14 protein-coding genes and 1 tRNA gene are annotated in these 18050 nt (G+C 61.7%); 10 read left to right on the top strand and 5 right to left on the bottom strand.

Translation table 11 applies throughout. The features are described 5' to 3' along the window. Positions 1 to 78 precede the first annotated feature (78 nt). A tRNA-Tyr gene (locus K0B96_RS06695) sits at positions 79 to 164 on the bottom strand. A gap of 106 nt (positions 165 to 270) precedes the next feature. On the opposite strand from K0B96_RS06695, the gene cls reads away from it, so the two are divergent. Then, positions 271 to 1704, top strand: a complete 1434-nt coding sequence (gene cls / locus K0B96_RS06700) for a cardiolipin synthase (protein ID WP_220165280.1) — start codon at positions 271 to 273, stop codon at positions 1702 to 1704. Between the two features lie 30 nt (positions 1705 to 1734). Here the strand turns inward: cls and radC are convergent, their stop codons facing one another. Next, positions 1735 to 2457, bottom strand: a complete 723-nt coding sequence (gene radC, locus K0B96_RS06705; RefSeq protein ID WP_220165282.1) for a RadC family protein — start codon at positions 2455 to 2457, stop codon at positions 1735 to 1737. Between the two features lie 48 nt (positions 2458 to 2505). Between radC and K0B96_RS06710 the strand changes: the two genes are divergently transcribed. From K0B96_RS06710 to K0B96_RS06725, 4 genes are all read left to right on the top strand, one after another. Further along, entirely contained in the window at positions 2506 to 3252 is a 747-nt protein-coding gene (locus K0B96_RS06710; protein WP_220165284.1) for a ThuA domain-containing protein, read from the top strand. A gap of 147 nt (positions 3253 to 3399) precedes the next feature. Further along, entirely contained in the window at positions 3400 to 3858 is a 459-nt protein-coding gene (locus K0B96_RS06715) for a hypothetical protein (RefSeq protein ID WP_220165286.1), read from the top strand. A gap of 144 nt (positions 3859 to 4002) precedes the next feature. After that, positions 4003 to 5925, top strand: coding sequence for an adenylate/guanylate cyclase domain-containing protein (locus K0B96_RS06720; protein ID WP_220165288.1), 1923 nt, complete (start codon positions 4003 to 4005; stop codon positions 5923 to 5925). A 112-nt stretch (positions 5926 to 6037) separates the two neighbouring features. Next, positions 6038 to 7042, top strand: coding sequence for a FecR family protein (locus tag K0B96_RS06725; RefSeq protein ID WP_220165290.1), 1005 nt, complete (start codon positions 6038 to 6040; stop codon positions 7040 to 7042). A gap of 195 nt (positions 7043 to 7237) precedes the next feature. On the opposite strand, the gene K0B96_RS06730 is transcribed toward K0B96_RS06725, so the two are convergent. Continuing rightward, positions 7238 to 8263, bottom strand: a complete 1026-nt coding sequence (locus K0B96_RS06730; protein ID WP_220165292.1) for a haloacid dehalogenase-like hydrolase — start codon at positions 8261 to 8263, stop codon at positions 7238 to 7240. A gap of 109 nt (positions 8264 to 8372) precedes the next feature. Between K0B96_RS06730 and prfA the strand changes: the two genes are divergently transcribed. Together prfA and prmC are read left to right on the top strand one after the other, a co-directional pair. After that, entirely contained in the window at positions 8373 to 9491 is a 1119-nt protein-coding gene (gene prfA / locus K0B96_RS06735; protein ID WP_220165294.1) for a peptide chain release factor 1, read from the top strand. A gap of 1 nt (position 9492) precedes the next feature. After that, positions 9493 to 10341 (top strand): peptide chain release factor N(5)-glutamine methyltransferase, encoded by an 849-nt coding sequence (prmC, locus tag K0B96_RS06740; protein WP_220165296.1) that lies wholly within the window; start codon positions 9493 to 9495, stop codon positions 10339 to 10341. Here the strand turns inward: prmC and K0B96_RS06745 are convergent. Together K0B96_RS06745 and K0B96_RS06750 are read right to left on the bottom strand one after the other, a co-directional pair. Further along, positions 10327 to 12546 (bottom strand): carboxy terminal-processing peptidase, encoded by a 2220-nt coding sequence (locus tag K0B96_RS06745; protein ID WP_220165298.1) that lies wholly within the window; start codon positions 12544 to 12546, stop codon positions 10327 to 10329. The two genes, prmC and K0B96_RS06745, sit on opposite strands and share 15 nt — an antisense overlap. A gap of 117 nt (positions 12547 to 12663) precedes the next feature. Continuing rightward, a complete protein-coding gene (locus K0B96_RS06750) occupies positions 12664 to 13536 on the bottom strand; it encodes a rhomboid family intramembrane serine protease (RefSeq protein WP_255558872.1) in 873 nt (290 codons plus the stop codon). 206 nt (positions 13537 to 13742) lie between these two features. Between K0B96_RS06750 and K0B96_RS06755 the strand changes: the two genes are divergently transcribed. The 3 genes from K0B96_RS06755 to K0B96_RS06765 all read left to right on the top strand — a co-directional run bounded on the left by K0B96_RS06755 (position 13743) and on the right by K0B96_RS06765 (position 18037). Further along, complete coding sequence (locus K0B96_RS06755; RefSeq protein WP_220165302.1) at positions 13743 to 13982, top strand: ferredoxin; 240 nt, start codon at positions 13743 to 13745, stop codon at positions 13980 to 13982. 131 nt (positions 13983 to 14113) lie between these two features. Beyond that, a complete protein-coding gene (locus K0B96_RS06760; protein ID WP_220165311.1) occupies positions 14114 to 15913 on the top strand; it encodes a TonB-dependent receptor plug domain-containing protein in 1800 nt (599 codons plus the stop codon). Between the two features lie 51 nt (positions 15914 to 15964). Beyond that, positions 15965 to 18037 (top strand): M3 family metallopeptidase, encoded by a 2073-nt coding sequence (locus tag K0B96_RS06765; RefSeq protein ID WP_220165313.1) that lies wholly within the window; start codon positions 15965 to 15967, stop codon positions 18035 to 18037. Positions 18038 to 18050: the final 13 nt, after the last annotated feature.

Below are 18050 nucleotides of genomic sequence, written 5' to 3' on the forward strand. Positions count from 1 at the left end.
CGGAGCGGATTCCTAAACCTTCTGGAATTCTTCCAAAAGCCCGCCGGAATTTACAGCCGCGACGGGCGCGCTGAAAAATGGTGGTAGGACCTGGATTCGAACCAGGGAAGGCGTAAGCCAGCAGATTTACAGTCTGCCCTCGTTGGCCACTTGAGTATCCTACCAAATGAGGAGCGCGGAAGTTCTCGACGGATTGGCGCGACTTCAAGGTTTTTTTCCGGCTAGCTTGCTACTCGTGCGCGCGGCGCTTTCATGCGCGCACTTCGCGGCATGACAGAATTGGTTAACCATCCCTTTATCAACGCCGTGCTGCCGCACCTGATCGCGATCGGCGGCTTCCTGCTGGCGTTGTTTTTGATTGCACGGTTGATGAGCGAGAAGCGGCAACCGAGTAACACTGTGGCATGGTTGTTGGTGATCGTGCTCGTGCCCTACGTGGGCGTGCCGCTTTACCTGCTGTTGGGCGGCCGGAAGCTGCGCACGTTGATGGCGCGAAAAGGGCGGTTGCAGGCGAAACTGCTCGTGAAGGAGCGATTGCCCTCGCCGCATGAGAATTTCCCGATTGCGCAAACGGTGATGGCGAGCGGGGCGGAGGCGCCGGTGGTGGGCAACACGATCCGGTTGTTGACGACCGGGGAGGACGCATACGCGGCGCTGGAGGAGAATATCCGCGCCGCGAAACAATGCATCCACATCATCGCATTCATTCTCGGGCGCGACGATACCGGGCGGCGCATTGTGCGGTTGCTCGCGGCGAAGGCGAAGGAAGGGGTGAAAGTGCGGCTGTTGCTCGATACCGTGGGCTGCATGTTTCTCAGTCGCGACTTTCTCGCGCCGCTAAAGCAGGCGGGAGGCGAGGTGGGATGGTTCATGCCGGTGTTGCCCTTCACGCTTCGCGGCACGGCCAATTTGCGCAATCACCGGAAAATCGCGGTCTTCGATTATCATACGGCGATCGTCGGAGGGCACAACATGGCCCGCGAATACATAGGGCCGGCGCCGTATCGGAAGCGCTGGCGGGATTTCGGAGCGGTCATCGACGGACCGGCGGCCACGGTGCTGCACGAGGTGTTTGTGGCGGACTGGTGTTTCGCGACGAAGGAGACGCCTGAGCGGTTGCACGCGGAGATGCCGGCCGAGGCCACCGCTCCCCGCGGCACGAGCGAACTCCAGGTGGTGGCGAGCGGTCCCGACGTGCGAGGTGATCCGCTTTACGAGGGCATTCTGGCCATGATCCAAGAGGCGGAAAAGAGCGTGTGGATCGTAACGCCGTATTTTATCCCGGATGAAGTGTTGTTGCGTTCGTTGATCGTCAAGGCGCGGACCGGGCGGGATGTGACGTTGATTCTGCCGGCGCGTTCGAATCATCCGATCACGGATTTCGCGCGGCGCTATTATGTGCGGGAACTCCAGCGGGCCGGGGGACGCGTGCGGTTGTTTGGCCCGGGCATGATGCATAGCAAGGCGATGATCGTGGATGACCAGATCGGGTTGTTCGGTTCGCCGAATTTCGATCTGCGCAGTCTGTTCGTCAATTTCGAGATCGGGGTGTTGGTGCACACGGCGTCCGATGTGCAGGCGATGAAGGCGTGGGCGACGGAGCTGTTCGACAAATGCCACCCGCCCAAGGGTGAACGCGCACGACGGAGTTTTGTGGGCAGCGTGCTCGAAGATCTGAGCCGCCTGCTCGCGCCGCTGCTTTAGCTGGCAGGGCTGCGCGACCCGATGCGTTCGTTAAAGAACGCCGGCCTCGCGGAAACTGTAATATCCGCGCGCCGTCGGGTCGGCCGCGAGGGAACCGACGATGACGTGATCGAGCAAGGCGATGTCGACGGTGCGGGCGGCCTCGCGCAACTGGCGGGTGACCTGCACGTCGGCGGCGCTGGGCGAGGGGTCGCCGCTCGGGTGATTGTGCGCGGCAATGATGGCGGTGGCGGAGGCGCGCAGGGCTTCGCGAAACACTTCGCGGGGATGCGCGAGCGCACTGGTCGCGGTGCCGGAGGTGACTTCGGCGCATTTGATGAGCCGATTTTTGCGGTTGAGGCACAGCACCCAGAATTTTTCGACCAAGAGTGCTTGTGCGAGCGGGCGCAGGTAATCGGCGGCGAGTCCGGCGGTGTTGATGACCGGCATGGTTTCGGTCGCCTGGCGAAGGACGCGCGTGGCGACTTCGAAGACGGTGCGCAGTTGCGCGGCTTTGACGGGGCCGATGCCTTTGGCCCGACGAAAATCGCTATCGTTCCAGCGGGTGAGCGCGCCGAGCGAGCCGGCGTCGGTGAGCAGACGCGTGGCAAGGGTCATCACGTCCTGGCCTTGGGTGCCGCTGCGCAGAAGCATGGCGAGCAGTTCGGCATCGCTGAGGGCGCCGGGGCCGAGGCGTTCGAGACGCTCTTGCGGGCGTTCGCCCACGGCCATCGCTTGCAGGCGGTTCTCGGGGAAAGGCGCGCCGTCACTCATTTGCGTTCTTGTATCTGCGGGAGAGGATGCGCATCTGCAATACTTCCTATGAAACCTTTACGCGTCGTTGTCTGGGGGGAGAATACCCATGAGCACAAGAATGCCGCCGTGGCGGCGATTTATCCGCAGGGTATGCATGCCGCGATTGCCGCGGGCGTGCGGGACTTGTTGCCGTCGGCGGAGGTGAGCACGGCGACGTTGCAGGAACCGGACCACGGGCTGACGGCGGAGAGGTTGGCCAAGACGGATGTGCTGACGTGGTGGGGGCACATGGCGCACGATCAAGTGGACGAAAAGATCGTGGATCGGGTGCAACAGCGCGTGCTCGAAGGGATGGGATTGATCGTTTTGCATTCGGCGCATTACGCGAAAATTTTCCGGCGATTGATGGGCACGACGTGTTCGCTGCGCTGGCGGGAGGCCGGAGAGCGCGAGCGGCTCTGGGTGTGCAATCCGGGGCATCCGATTGCGCGCGGGCTCGATCGTTATTTCGAACTGCCGCACGAAGAGATGTATGGCGAACCGTTCGCAATCCCTGCGCCCGATGAGCAAGTGTTCATCTCGTGGTTCGAGGGTGGAGAGGTGTTTCGCAGCGGATGCTGCTGGCATCGCGGCAACGGCAAAGTGTTTTATTTCCGGCCCGGCCACGAAACGTATCCGACTTATTTCGACCCGAACGTCCGGCGCGTGATCGCAAACGCCGTGGAATGGGCGCGGCCGCAGGGACAGTGGGCGGGCGTTGACCAGTCGCCCAACGAGAAAGTGCCGCCGGAGCCGCTGGGCCGATCGCAGTAAGCGACGCGGCGAGGCTGGCGCGGAGCAGGCAAAACCTGTCGATATAGAAGATCCGCCAGCAGGCGCGCACGAAGGGTTTTCCCGGGAAAGGGCGAAATTTCGCGGGTTGGCCCGAACTTGGACCACTTCGGCGGGTCAGGCCGCACCGTGAGTGCGATTGTCCGCAAATATGTGCTGGCCTGTATTGCGGCCGCCGGGGTGCTGGCTTGGGCGTGTCCCGGGGCGCAGGCGGGGACGCGCTGGGAAGTGCTGGAAGCGATTCATTGGGTGGAAAATCCATCGAACAGCACGCGGCCGGGACGTTTCGGGGAGCTGGGTCCGTATCAATTTCGAGAAAACACGTGGCGGCTGCATACAACCAAGCCGTTTCGCTGGGCCCTTGAGCGCAAGCAGGCAGACGAGGTGGCGGTGAAGCATTACGAATGGTTGCGGCGGGGGTTGGAGGCGGCCGGCATTGAAGCGTCGCCCTACAACATCGCGCTGGCGTGGAACAGCGGGCTGGACGCGGTGATCACGGGGCGCGCGCCGAGTGCCGCGCATCACTACGCGGACCGCGTTACCAATATGGCGACGCAAATCGGACGGTCGGCGCTGGCCAACCGTTAACTGCGCCTGCGCGCGAGCGCGGCAGCGGCGGGGTGGGAAAATCGCTTGGTTGTTGGCCGGGAGTCGCTCAGCGTAGGACGGAAGATGAGGTCATTCGTCAAAGCGCTAAGCCGCTTCGCCTGGGCGCCTTTGGTATGTTTTGCGGTGGCGTGGGCTCTGGCACAAACGGAACTCCTGCAAGGGGCCGCGTGGCGCGTAAACGATGCCCAGGTGCGGTGGCGCACGCTTTTTCAACACCAAGGAGATCCGCGCATAGCGATCTCCCTTTTTGAGGACAGTACCGAGGAGCTCGTCAGTTGGCCGCCCGATCGAGAGTATCATGCGACGCTGCTGGGGTTGCTCGCGGCGGATGGGACGGCGGTGGTGGCGTGGGACGTCATTCTGGACGCGCAGCGGGAAGGAGAAGGGGACGAGCGACTTGTGGCCACGGCAGGCGCGGCGCGGGAGGCAGGCACGGGAGTCGTCGTGGGAGCGGTGTCTGACCCTGGCACGGGCGCCGGCGGACCGACGCTGCCGGACCCCGCAGATGCGTTTCACCACGTGGAAGGAGACGTCAGCGCGGCCTACGGAGACGTGTCGGCGTTACTGCCGTTTCCGGCACTGCGGTCGGCGGCGCGGTTTGGATTTGTGGATGCGCCGCGCAGTGGAGACGGGGTGATTCGGCAGATTCCGTTGGTCGTGCGGATCGGTGATCGGCTCTATCCTTCGTTCGCGCTGCAGACGGTGCTGGCTTATCTCCATGTCACCCTCGATCAGGTGACAGTGAAGCTCGGGGAGGCGGTGTCGTTTCCCACGCCGAAGGGCGTGTGCTCCGTGCCGATCGATCGCGAAGGGAAATATCTCATCAATTATCGTTACGAGCACGACGATCTCACGCCTGATTACGCGACCTATACCTACCGCGAGCTGCTGTTGAAATTGAAGGCAAAGCTCATGGACGGAAAGCCCTTGCCCGGCCGCGAGCCGCAGGTGGAAGGCAAAATACTGTTGGTCGGGCAAACGGTGACGGGAAAGGCCGACGCCGGGCCGAGTCAGCGGAGTTCTTACACGCCGCTCGTGTTGGTGCACGCGAACGTCATTGATAACATCTTGAACCGAGACTTCATTCGCCGGCCGCCGGGCTGGGTGGTGTGGGGCGGATTGCTTTTGCTGGGCTATGCGGGATTAACGCCTGCAATAGCGCGGACCTTGCGGCTGCAGTTGAGTTTTGGGGTGCTGGTCATCGTGGCCTATGCAAGCGTGGTGATCTGGGGATTTGTTTACGGCAATTGGTGGGTGCCGGTGGTGGGACCGATGATGGGTTACGGCTTGTTGCAATTTGTCGTGATCGGGGGGCGGGTGCTGCGTGAACAGAAGGCGAAGGACCAGCTGAAGCAGATGTTTAACTCGTATCTTTCGCCCGAGCTCCTGAAAAAAATCCTGCGCGGGAAATCGCTCGCGGAAGTGAGCAGCGAACGCAAACCGGTCACCATTTTGTTCTCGGACTTGCGCGATTTTACCAGTTGGAGCGAGCAGACGAAGGAAGAGACCCTGATCGCGCAGTTGAACGAATACCTCGCGGCGATGGTGGAGTGCATTCACGCGCACGGCGGGACGCTCCACAAGTTCATCGGTGACGCCGTCATGGCGGTGTGGGGCGACTTGGTGTCGGAAGGGCCGGCGACCGACGCTCAACGCGCGTGCGAGGCAGCCCTCGCCATGCAGGAGCGATTGAACGTGCTCAATGAACGCTGGGCCGCCGCCGGCGAACATACGCTGCGCATGGGGATCGGGTTGAATCACGGCGTCGTGCTGGTCGGCAACATCGGCTCACCGCGGCGGATGGAGTTCACGGTCATCGGCGATGCGGTCAACCTGGCGTCGCGGCTTGAAAGCCTGAATAAAGAACTCAAAACGGGCGTGCTTGTAGGGGGGGCGGTCTACGAATTGGTGCGCGACCATTTCGAGTTTCGTGAATGCGGTGCGGTGCCGGTGAAAGGGAAACGGGAGCCCGTGCCGGTTTTCGAGTTATGCGCTCTGAAATTGACGGGCTCCAGCGCTTCCCGGACACCGGTTGCGGAGAGCTGATTTCAGCGGTGAGAGTCCTAAATTAGGGATTGCCAAAGGAAGTCGCCACTCAATATTGCAACCTGTTTTCCCTTCCGGTAGTAAACCGACCCATATTTCATCCGCTTCATCCATGAGATACCTAAAACAGCTGCTCTCCTTTGTTGTCGTGAGCTTCGTCGCAAGCTCACTCGCCACCGCCGCCGCCCCTGAGGCTAAAGTGGTCAAGGTCTCGGGCGATGCCCGGGTTCAATTGCCGGGCCAGTCTTCCCCGGTGCAGGTCACCGAAGGCATGTTGCTTCCCCAAGGCTCGACGATCACGACCGCGAACGGCGAAGTTTGGCTAAGTGGATTTCCCGGTGCCACCGCTGCCGTTCATCCCAACTCTTCCGTCAACTTAAGTGAACTCGGCACCAATAACGACGGCAAGCGCAAGGCGTTGCTGGAGCTCACCCGCGGCAAGATTACATCTACGCTGGACCCCTCCAAGTCGGGCGTCACAAACTATAGCGTCCGCACCCCGAAAGGTGTGGCGGCGGCACGTGGCACAGCGTTTGAGGTAATCTTCGCGCAGAGCGCCACGACGGGCGAAGGCGAGATGACCACGGTCACGCTGAGCGGCACGGTGACGGTGACCATGCATATGGCTGACGACAAGGTCGTCACCTTGAGTTTGCCGGTCGGCAACGCAGTGACGAGTGGTGGCGGATCGGCCGACCTTAATGGCACGTCCGTCACTATTGCCGAGGCACTTTCAAATGGCACGATTTCGGCGGAAGACCTTAAGCAGGCCGTGCTAGCCGTGGTCGGGGCTGTTACTGGCGGGGGAAATGGCTACTCTGATGCCACAGGCCAAGCGCTGATCAAAGCGGCGGTAGGGGCGTCGGTCGCGGCGGTTGGGGCTAATTCGGCGGACGCTAATGCGATCATAGAGGCCGCCCAAAAAGCAGTCGGCTCGAACAGCGCACTTTCTGGCGCGGTGGATGCGGGCGCAACGGCCGGCGGCCAAAACTCGAATTCGGGAGATACTACGAATTCGGACCAAAAAAGCGGCCAGATCACTCCCAGCACTGGCAGCCAAGAACAGGGTAAGGATATCGACCAAACCAAGTCGATCGTTACCAGTCCTTCCCACTAATCGGACGTTAACCTAAAGCAAATTTCAGCGCCCGCGGAAACGCGGGCGCTTTTTTTGTGCCAAGCTTCAGCGATGGGCGCGTTGTCGGTTAATCGCCCACACCACGCGTCCCGTGTCCGCCCCCGTGCGCGCCACGGCACCGCGCTGGCGAGCGCTGATTGCCCCGCCGCCGATTAACCGCCTGCACTCCGGGCGTCAGTCCAAGAAATTGGCCTGCTTAGGCAGGCGAGAGGCTCGCAAGGCGGCTTCCTCCTCTGGCGTCGCATTGAGGTGCCGCGGAGGCTTGACGGTCTTCTGAGCCACCGCGACTTCGCGGTCGGCGACGATCCGGTCGCAGATGGCGTGAATGTGCAGGCGGAGCCAGCGAGCCGTGCTGCTGGCCGCAGTATAGTCGGCGGGACCGTAGCCGTGAATGCGGCCGGATTGGAGCAGGCGATCGTTTTGCTCGAATTCCCCCGCGCGGTCGGGGTTGTAAACGCCATAGGCGCGCCCGCCGCCGCTCTTGACCACGGAAAAGCTCGGGATGTCGCTCGGGCCATCGGCCACGTAGATCATATTCTGGAATGGAATCCGGCGGTCCTCGGGCTTCACGTTCGCGTTCACATCGATCGCAGGATTCTTGTTGGTGCCCTTGTTGATTTCGAAGAGCGCCCGGGTTTTGGTCGTGTTGTCGATCACCATGCCGATCTGCGCAATGACCGCGTCGGCCGAGATCGCCATCTCGCTTTGCTGGAGAAAACCGGGCTGAAGCGGGCTTTCGATGAACTCGCAGCCCCAAATTCCATCAACGTGCGATGCGATGGCGCTGCCCCGAATCATTTCCGCCAGACCGGTGCTGACGATGTAATGTTCGAGCTGGATTTCGTGCTTACGAAATTCGGCGCGTTCGGCGACGTAGCTTTTGGCCAGGCCGAAAAACTGGGGCAAACCGGGATAAAATTCGATTTCAGCGCCGCACGCCCGGAGTTCGCGGTTATCGAGCCGGCCAAACTTGCCTGCCAACACATAAGTCAGGATGTGGTTGAGGTAGCTGATTTCGCCGGAAAGGTGATAGCCGCGTTTCCGATAATGCTCGAGCAAGGCGTTCGTCTCCGCCCAAAACGTGGCTTCGTCGATGTCATGGCGCCGGAAAAGCGGGGCCTGCATGTAGCCGGGGATTAAGGTCTTGTCGAAATCCCAGATGCACGCGATGATGTTTTGAGTGAAAAGCGTCGTAGCCATGGCTTGCTTGCTGCGTGAGGCAATCGTTGCCTGACGGTGGCGAATCGCGCGAGGCAAGCCGCAACTTGCGGCCCGCGCAATTCGCAAATCTCTGCCTGCTTGCCGCTCCATGGATCCTTTGCCCGACATCGCACCTTTCCGCCGCCGACTGGATGAGCTCGACGCCCAGATGGCGGACGCCTCGTTTTACACCAATCCGCGCAAAGCGGCGGAGATTTCGCGGGAGCAGCAGAAGCTCGTGCAGCTCGTCAACGATTACCGCGCGCACGAACGCGCCGGTCGCGACATAGCAGAAGCGGAGGCTTTGATGCGCGACGCGGCGGCGGATGCAGATTTGCGCGAGCTCGCAGCGGGCGAGCTGGAGGCCTTGCGCACAAAACGCGCCTCGCTCGCCGCGGAGTTGCTGCACGCCATGATCCCGCCGGAACCCACCGACTCGCGGAATACCGTGATGGAAATCCGGGCCGGCACCGGCGGCGACGAAGCCAGCTTGTTCGCGGCCGAGCTGTTCCGCCTCTACTCAAAGTTTGCCGAAGGGCGGGGCTGGAAAGTCCAACCCATGAGTTCCAGCGCGAGCGATCGCGGCGGATTGAAGGAGGTAATTTTCCTCATCACCGGCGCCGACGTTTACAAGTGGTTGAAATTCGAAAGCGGAGTGCATCGCGTGCAACGCGTCCCGGTCACGGAAGCAAACGGCCGGATTCACACGTCGACGGTGACGGTGGCGGTATTGCCTGAGGCGGAGGAAGTGGACGTGCAAATCGATCCGCAGGACCTCGAAATCACGGTGAGTCGGGCGAGCGGCCCCGGCGGGCAAGGGGTAAATACGACTGATTCGGCAGTGCAGATTTTGCACAAGCCGACGGGCCTCATCGTGCAGTGCGCGGATGAGCGTTCCCAACTGAAAAACAAAGCACGAGCGATGACCGTGCTCCGTTCGCGCCTGCTGAAACGGCGCGAAGAGGAAGAGCACGCGAAATATGCGGCCGTGCGCCGAAGCCAGATTGGATCCGGCGATCGCAGCGAGCGCATTCGCACTTACAATTTTCCGCAAAACCGCCTGACCGATCACCGTATCGGGCTCACGCTTTACAATCTGCCGCAGGTGATGGAAGGCGACATCGACGCGGTGATTGCGGCGCTCCAAAAGGCGGATTTCGAAGAGAAACTCGCGACTCTAACGGGCGCACCGATCGCGGCGCGTCGGTCCGACGCGCCGGAGGAATGACATGCATTCGGTCCTCGAAATCATCAAAAAGACCACCGACTTTTTTGCGGCCAAAGGCGTCGAAGGGGCGCGACTGAATGCAGAGCTGCTCGTCGGCCATGTGCTGGGGCTGGGGCGGATGCAGCTTTACCTGCAATTTGAGCGACTATTGAGCGAAGGAGAACTCGACCGCCTGCGCCCGCTGGTGCGGCGGCGGGCGCTGCGTGAGCCGTTGCAATACATCATCGGTGAAACGGAGTTCGCGGGCCTGAAGTTGAAGGTCGACCGGCGTGCGTTGATCCCTCGGCCGGAAACGGAGCGACTGGTCGAAATTTTGAGTGAACGTTTCGCCGACACGCCACCGCCGCGTGTGCTTGATCTGGGCACGGGCACGGGCGCGCTGGCACTGGCTTTGGCCAAAACTTGGCCCGCCGCGACCGTCACGGCGAGCGATGCGAGCGAAGCAGCGCTCGCCCTGGCCAGCGAAAACGCGGCGGCCTGCGGTCTCGCGGAGCGGGTGACTTTCGTGGTTTCCGATTGGTATCGCGATTTACCGGCGGGCTCGGAGTTCGATCTGATTGTTGCGAATCCGCCCTATCTGACTGCGGCCGAAGTCGCGGAAGCGGCACCGGAGGTGCGCGACTACGAGCCGATGCAGGCGCTGACCAGTGCAGATGCCGGAATGGCGGACCTGCGCGCCATCATCAATGGGGCACGTCCGCGACTGAGGCGAGGCGGGTGGATCGCGCTGGAAACGGGTATTGCGCAGCACGCCAGCTTGGTCTCGGAGCTGCGCGCGGCAGGATTCGAGCAGGTCGAATCCCGTGCGGATCTAACCGGGCGCGACCGCTTCCTTTTAGCTCTTGGTTGAGGTCTGCGCCGTGAGCGGCGCGTGGTCGTCGACCCAAAGCTGGCGGTTCGGACTCAAGGCGAGAGCGTCTTCCAAAACCCGCAGACTTTCGCGGAGCGGGATGTCGGCTTTGCCGTAGCTTTCGTTGTCGTCGTCGTCGTCCGCGGCGTCGAGATCCCCGTCGGCGACAGTCTCGTCGTCGGCCTTTTTGGGTGCTTTGATCTTGGGCGGCGGCGGAGGCCCGAGACGATATTCCTTAAACGGGAAATCGTTTTTCGCGAGTTTGTCGCGCTCGGCTTTCATTTGCTTTTGGAAGTCATCGTCGGACTTCTTCTGCGCCTGGCGGGTGTCGAGGTTGAGAGAGATCCGCTTCTGCTCCTGACGCATCTTGAACCAATCCACGTAGCGCCGGAGATAAGCGAACTCTTCGAGGGAGTTTTGGCGTTGCTGACTGGCTTCGCGCAGCGGCGTGAGGATTTTCGCATCAAGGGGCTTGCCGTCAAAAAGCGACGAGGGGATTTCGTCCCACGCGAGGGCGTGCGGCAGATCTTTTTCGCCGATGGGAAGAAAGTCCTCCACGCTAGGAAGGACGATGTCCGGAATGACCCCCTTGAGTTGGGTCGACGAACCGTTGGGCAGATAATATTTCTGCACGGTGATTTTCGTGGCGCCGGTTTTATCCGGCGAGCGGGCGAGGCGGGGCACGAGGTTGCGCATTTCGAGCACAGTTTGCACGCTGCCTTTGCCGTGGGTCGAACTGTCGCCGACGACGATGGCGCGACCGTAATTTTGCAGGGCGCCGGTGACAATTTCAGAGGCGGAAGCGCTAAAGCGATCGGTCAGCACGGCGAGGGGACCGTCGTAAGCGGTGGTGTTGGACTCGTCTTCATCGACCTGGATTTCGCCCACTTGATTCTTCACCTGCACGACCGGGCCATGCGGCACGAAGAGTCCGGTGACGGCGATCGCTTCGGTGAGAAAACCGCCGCCGTTGCGCCGCAAATCAAGGACGAGACCTTCGACGCCCGCTTTTTTGAGCTGGCCGATCAACTGGGCGACGTCTTTCGAAGCGCTGCTTTTTTCGGCTTCAGGTTCGTCGGTTTCCGCTGGGCCGTAGAACGAAGGCAGGGTGATCACGCCGAGCGGAATGGTTTTGCCATCCTTGCCGGGCACTTGGAAAACCGCGGCGTGCGCGCGGGCGGAATTTAGTTTCACGACATCGCGGACGATCTTGATTTCCTTGCGCGCGGAGGGATCGGTGGCGGCGCCGGGCTGCACGAGCAGATCAACGCGCGAGCCTTTCGCGCCGCGGATCATGTCCACGATTTTGCGCAGTTTCATGCCGATGACTTCGACGGGTTCGCCGCCGTTTTGGGCGACGGAGATAATCTTGTCGTTGGGTTTGAGTTGCTTGCCGAGATCGGCCGGGCCGCCCGGAATGATTTCCTTCACGACGCAGTTATCTTCTTCCACGCCGAGGAGTGCGCCGATGCCTACGAGTTGGAGCTTCATCTGAATGCCAAAGTCTTCGTAAGTGTCGGCGGACCAGTAGGTGGAGTGTGGGTCGTAGAGTTGGGCGATGCTTGAGAGGTATATCTCGGCGAGGTCGCCGCCTTCGAGTTCGCCGACATTTTTCAACATGCGCTCGTAGCGTTTATGCACCGTTTTCTTGGCTTCAGCGGGCGTCTTCTTGTTGAGGAGTTCGGCGAGGATTTCGAACTTGAGGCGCTCCTTCCACAGTTCATCGGCGGCCGCCGCGTCGGCCGGCCAGGGGGCCTTGCTGCGATCGACGAGGTAGGTGGCGTGGTCATTGAGGTCGATGTCTTTGTCGAGCTGCTGGAAGATCCAATTCACGCGGTCGTTGACGCGTTGTTCGTAGACGGAAAAAATTTCGTAAGCGGGATCGATGTTACCCAAAGCACGGACGTTCCAATAGAGGCTCGAGGCATAGCGCTTTTCGAAAAGCGCGCGATCGGTGCCCAGGAAAAACAGCCGTTGGCCATCGATCTGGCTCATGTAATCCGGCACGACTTCCACGTAGTCGGAGGCGTGGACGGCATCGCGGTTGTAATGGGCTTCTTCCAGCAGCTTCACGAGCGTCTGGGCCTCGATGGCGAGGGTCGGTGAAGTTTTGAATTGGCGGTCGGCGGAAAATCCCGCCGCAGTCGCAGCGAGAAACAGGACCGCGGCGATACCGCGAGTGCGCGAGAAGAGAGCTAAACGCATGGGGATTGGAGAGGAGAGCCGGGCAAATGTTTCACCAAGGGAAAAGGTTTCGAGCGCACGAATGAGCTCAAATGGCGAACGTCAGGTCCGCGCCGCGTTCGGAGAGGCACGCGTGGCTTAACGGCGGCTGAGGAGGTCTTTAGCCTCGTCGAGCAGGCGTTTTTCTTCCGGCGTGAGCGCGCCGAATCCCTGGCTGTTTATCTTGTCGAGGATGCGATCCACCTCAGCCCGCAGATCGTCGCGACTGCTCACGTTGACATGATAGACGGGCGCTGGATTGGCGGCGGTTTTGTCACGCCGGCGCGCCCAGCGCGGCAATTCGACATCGACCTGCCGACGACGAAACCAACGCCATTCGGTGCCATGGAAAAACCGGTGGTAAAGCCAACCAGCCGCGAGCCCTCCGAGGTGAGCCGAATGTGCAATCGCCACGGGCGAGGCGGCGCCCATCAATTCGTAGAAGACGAAGCCGAAGGCTTCGAAGGCCGCGACGCAGATAACCAGGTGTTTCGGCTTGATGGTGACCGGGAACACGAAAAACAGCAGAAACGTGATGGGCTGATTCGGGTAAAGGCAGGCGAAAAGGGCGAGCAGGCCCATGACCCCGGCCGAGGCACCGATCAACGGCGCGTAGCCGTTCCAGTTCGTCGCCAGCCAAACAATGCCACCCAGCAGCACGGAGCCGAAATAGACTCCCAGAAAACGGCGCGCACCCAATTGCGGAAGAAGCACGCGGCCCAAGAAGAAAAGACCGACGGCGTTACCCAACAGATGCAGCAAGTTATTGGAGTCGTGAACGAAACTGTAAGTGAGAAGCGTCCACACCCATCCGTGACGAATACCATGGGCGCTTAGCGCGAAAAATTCCGAGAGAGGGTCGCCGATCCCAAGCAGGCGGATGCAAACGAGTTGGAGGACGAAGACCGCCGCCAGCGCGCTCAACAACCAAACCAACACCGAGGTCCGCTCGCGCGGGTACGAGTCTCGCATGTAAGACCGATCTGAAAGCATTGCGCGGAACGTTAGGCGCGCTTTTTTCAAACACAAGTCCGCGGGGCGCTCCGTCGCTGAATCGGACGAAGATATCGACTCGTGATCGCTCCAAGGAGGGACTTTGGGGCTGGGTGGCGCCGTTTCGCGGGAGCGCAGAGCCGTCGCTTGACAGCGGGGGCGATTACTCTTTGTTCGCGGCCTTTATGGCCAATAAAGCAGACAAGTGGCCCCAGAACACAGTGGGCAAATTTTATGTCGATCAGCAATGCATCGACTGCGATCTCTGCCGTGAGACCGCGCCCGCATTCTTCACGCGACACGACGAAGGCGGCTACTCGTATGTGTTCAAGCAGCCGACCTCTGAAGACGAAATCGGCCTTTGCATGGAAGCATTGGAAGGTTGCCCGGTGGAAGCCATCGGCAACGACGGCGACGAAGCCTAAAATAGAGAAGGCAGGGCGCCGGCCCGTGGTGCCTATGCCGGGATGTTAGCTTGAAAGCGCGGGCTGGCTCACTTCCGCTCGCGCGCTGAATGAAAAAACATTTCTCACGCGCGGGGCTTCTTGCGCTACTCGTGGCCGCTGCCCAGGCGCAAAGCGACACGGAGATATTGCCCGTCGAGACGGTCTATTCGCCACGCGTGGCCAATCAGCAACCCGCGGCATCGTTCGCGATGCCGATTTCCGCACTGCGTTATGAGCCCGGCGTCGATGTGCAGGCGCGGAATCTCGCGGAAGGGCAGGCGGATGTGACGATCCGCGGCGGCATTTTTGAAAACACCGGGTTCAGTGTCGGTGCGCTGACGCTCGTGGATCCGCAGACCGGGCACTATTTTGCAGAGATTCCGATCGCTCCTCAAATGCTGGGAGCGCCGGCGATTTTAACCGGCGTCGCGCATGCGCTCGGTTCGACCAACTCCACCGTAGGCGCCGTGGACTACGCCTGGCGGCCCATCCGCACAACAGGGAGCATTTCGGCGGCGGCGGGCGATTACGGATTTAACCGGCAGGAGATTTATCAAGGGTATGCGCTCGCGCCCGATGCGTCGGGACGGCGGCTGGCGGCGGATGTGAATTGGGCGCGGTCAGAAGGCGATGGCACGATTCCGTTTGGGGACCATTCGTTTCAGCGGGTCAACGCCCGCTTGCAGTTCGGCACACCGCACAGCCAGACGGATGTGTTCGCCGGTTATCAGGCGAAGTTTTTCGGGTGGCCGAATCTCTACACGCCCTACAACTCAAAGGAGTCGGAGAACTTGGAGACGACCTTGTTTGTCGTGAACCACCGGGAAGAGTGGGGCGGCGGCGATTTTCTGGAGGTCGGTGCTTATCACCGGCGCAACAAGGATGATTACGCTTACGACCGGTTTGCCCCGCTCGGGCCCGTGCATCCGTATCAACACACCACGTGGGTCAACGGCGCCGCGGCCACAGCGCGCAAAGATCTCGGGGCGGTGACGTTGAATGCGCGGGCGGAGGTGCTGGCGGATGAATTGCGTTCCACCTCGCTTACGGCCGGGCGGTATCACACACGGACGCTGAGTAAACTCGCGCTAGTGCCGGAAAAATCGTGGCCCGCGGCTGACGGCGTGATCTGGACGGTGAAAGCAGGTGCGACGCTCGATGATTCGAACCGAGGCGGGTCGGCGGTTTCGCCGCTCTTCGAAATTGCCCGCGAGCAGGCGGACACCGCGTGGCGCCGCGTCTATTTCAGTTACGCGAAGAGCACGCAGGTGCCGACCTATACCGCGCTCAACGCCAGTGCTTCGGCGGGATTATTTCGCGGCAATCCGAATCTGGGCCGCGAATCGAGCCAGAGCGTGGAACTGGGTGCGCAGGGCGAAGTCGCCGGTTGGGCCACGCGCGCCGCGGTGTTTTTTCGGCGGGACGACGCGTTGGTCGACTGGACGTTCCAGCGCGGAGTGACGGCGCGCACCGCCAATCCGGTTGATCTGGATACGACGGGCTTCGAGACGGAGGCGCGGCGCGCGTGGAGCCGTTGGGGCGACCTCGTCCTCGGCTACACGTATTTGACGAAGACACCGGATTATCGCGGCGCGGCGGTCGACGCCAGTTTCTACGCGCTGAATTACGCGCGGCACCGGTTCACGGCCGCGGTGACGGCGCGGCTCGGCGGTGGCTTTGAGGTGCGGATGGACAACGTGGCACGGCGGGAGGCGGGAAACTTCCTGCGCACGAAAGGCGGCGAGAGTGCGGTGATCAGTTCGCTGACGCTCGCGTGGCGGCCGCCGGCGGCGCGCGGCTTGGAGCTCTCGGCCGGTGCCGATAACTTGTGGAACTCTTCGTTTCAAGAGGTGCCGTCGGTGCCGGCGGCGCGCCGGCAGTTGTTCTTTGGGGTGAGCGGATCGTGGTGACAGTTGCGATTTGACAACGTGCGTCGGTCGCGGGTCTTTGGCCGACGCTTCATGGACTCCAATCCCTTTCTCGATCCGTCATTTGCCATTCGCTGGTCGCAGCTCACGCCGGAGCAGATCGAACCGGCGATCGACCTCGCACTGACGCGGGCGCAAGCGGCGATCGATACGATCGCCCGCCGTGATCCGGCCTCGCTCTCTTACGAGAACACATTTCTCGCGCTGGAGGAGGCGACGGAGGAGCTGAATCTCGCATGGACGAAAGTGACGCACCTGCAATCCGTCGCGGATTCGCCGGCGCTGCGCGAGGCGCACAACACGTTGCTGCCGCGCGTCTCGACTTTTTACGCGCGGATTCCGCTCAATGCGGAGTTGTGGTCGAGGCTCAAGGCATTCGCCGAGACGCCCGCAGGCCAGGGTTTGCGAGGGGTGCAGCGGCGGTTTGTCGACGAGACCGTCGCGGAGTTTCGCCAAGCGGGAGCGGATCTGCCGGCGGAGAAGAAGACGCGTTTGGAAGCGCTGCAATCCGAGCTCGCAGAGATCACGCAAAAATACGGAGACAACGTCCTCGATGCGACGAACGCGTGGCAGTTATTGGTGGAAGACGAAGGGCGTTTGCGCGGGCTGCCGGAGCAAGCGAAGGCGGCGGCGCGGCGCAGTGCAGAAGCGAAGGGCCTCGGTTCGACCGACCGGCCGGTGTGGCGATTCACGCTGCATGCGCCCTCGCAAGAGCCGTTTCTCACGTATCTGGACGACGACGCCTTGCGGCGAGAGATGTGGCTGGGCGCGATCGCGGTCGGAGCGAACGAGCCGCAGGACAACACGCCGCTCATTCGCCGGATTCTCGCGTTGCGGGCAGAGAAGGCGGCGCTGTTGGGGCGGCCGAATTTTGCCGATCTGGTGCTGGAGCGCCGCATGGCAAAATCGGGCGGGCGGGCGCTGGATTTTATCAGCGACATGCAACGCCGGGCGGCCCCGGCGTTCACGCGGGAATGCCGTGAGCTGGAAGAGTTCAAAGCGGCGCAGACGGGCGGCGCGGTCGCGCCGCTCGCGCCCTGGGAGCTGGCCTATTGGGCGGAAAAACTTCGTCGGGTGCGTTACGCGTTCGATGAAGAAGTGCTGCGACCGTATTTTCCGTTGGAGCGCGTGATCGCGGGACTATTCGAGGTGGCGCACCGGGTGTTTGGGCTGCGGGTTATCGAGGTGGCGAGCGGAGCTGTGGAGACGTGGCATCCGGAGGTGAAATTTTACGAACTGGCCGATGCGGGCGGGCGGCAGCTCGGGTCGTTCTATGCCGACTGGCATCCGCGCGAATCCAAGCGCGGCGGCGCGTGGATGAATTATTTGGTCACGGGCGGCCCGAGAGCGGACGGCACGCGCGCGCCGCATCTCGGGTTGATTTGCGGCAACCTCACGCCGCCGTCGCCGGATCGTCCGGCGTTGCTGACGCATCGTGAAGTCGAGACGATCTTTCACGAGTTTGGGCACTTGTTGCACCACCTGCTGGGCGAAGTGGAAATCAAGTCGCTCAACGGTGTGAATGTGGCGTGGGACTTCGTGGAGTTGCCCTCCCAGATGATGGAAAACTGGTGCTGGGAGCGCGAGAGCCTCGATTTGTTTGCGCGGCATTTCGAGAGCGGCGCGCCGATTCCGGAGGAGATTTTCCAAAAGATGGTGGCGGCCAAAAACTTTCGCTCCGCTGTGGCCGTGATGCGGCAGGTGGCGCTGGCGAAGATGGATTTGCTGCTGCACCTGCGTCCGCAGGAATTTCTGGCGGCGGCGGATTTCGAGGCCGCGGTGCGCGCGTCGATCGCGGATTGCCTCGTGCCTACGTCACCGGCGGTCCCCACGATCGTGCGCCGGTTCAATCACATTTTCTCGGATCCGGTCGGCTATGCAGCGGGATATTATTCCTACAAATGGGCCGAGGTGCTGGACGCCGATGCGTTTACGCGGTTCAAGCGCGAGGGGATCTTTAACGCCGCGACCGGACTCGATTTCGTGGCGAAGATTCTGAGCCGGGGCAATTCCGTGGACCCGGTGGAACTGTATCGCAATTTCATGGGTCGTGACCCCGACCTCAACGCCCTGTTGCGACGAAGCGGTCTGGCGCCTGCCGCCTGACATCGCCCGGCGG

It is taken from the genome of Horticoccus luteus (assembly GCF_019464535.1).
GTDB lineage: Bacteria > Verrucomicrobiota > Verrucomicrobiia > Opitutales > Opitutaceae > Horticoccus > Horticoccus luteus.

Bases quoted from the DNA above. Each gene is read 5' to 3' on its own strand.
- cls (WP_220165280.1), top strand. From the start codon at position 271: ATGACAGAATTGGTTAACCATCCCTTTATCAACGCCGTGCTGCCGCAC.
- radC (WP_220165282.1), bottom strand. From the start codon at position 2,457: ATGAGTGACGGCGCGCCTTTCCCCGAGAACCGCCTGCAAGCGATGGCC.
- K0B96_RS06710 (WP_220165284.1), top strand. From the start codon at position 2,506: ATGAAACCTTTACGCGTCGTTGTCTGGGGGGAGAATACCCATGAGCAC.
- K0B96_RS06725 (WP_220165290.1), top strand. From the start codon at position 6,038: ATGAGATACCTAAAACAGCTGCTCTCCTTTGTTGTCGTGAGCTTCGTC.
- K0B96_RS06730 (WP_220165292.1), bottom strand. From the start codon at position 8,263: ATGGCTACGACGCTTTTCACTCAAAACATCATCGCGTGCATCTGGGAT.
- prfA (WP_220165294.1), top strand. From the start codon at position 8,373: ATGGATCCTTTGCCCGACATCGCACCTTTCCGCCGCCGACTGGATGAG.
- prmC (WP_220165296.1), top strand. From the start codon at position 9,493: ATGCATTCGGTCCTCGAAATCATCAAAAAGACCACCGACTTTTTTGCG.
- K0B96_RS06745 (WP_220165298.1), bottom strand. From the start codon at position 12,546: ATGCGTTTAGCTCTCTTCTCGCGCACTCGCGGTATCGCCGCGGTCCTG.
- K0B96_RS06750 (WP_255558872.1), bottom strand. From the start codon at position 13,536: ATGCGAGACTCGTACCCGCGCGAGCGGACCTCGGTGTTGGTTTGGTTG.
- K0B96_RS06755 (WP_220165302.1), top strand. From the start codon at position 13,743: ATGGCCAATAAAGCAGACAAGTGGCCCCAGAACACAGTGGGCAAATTT.
- K0B96_RS06765 (WP_220165313.1), top strand. From the start codon at position 15,965: ATGGACTCCAATCCCTTTCTCGATCCGTCATTTGCCATTCGCTGGTCG.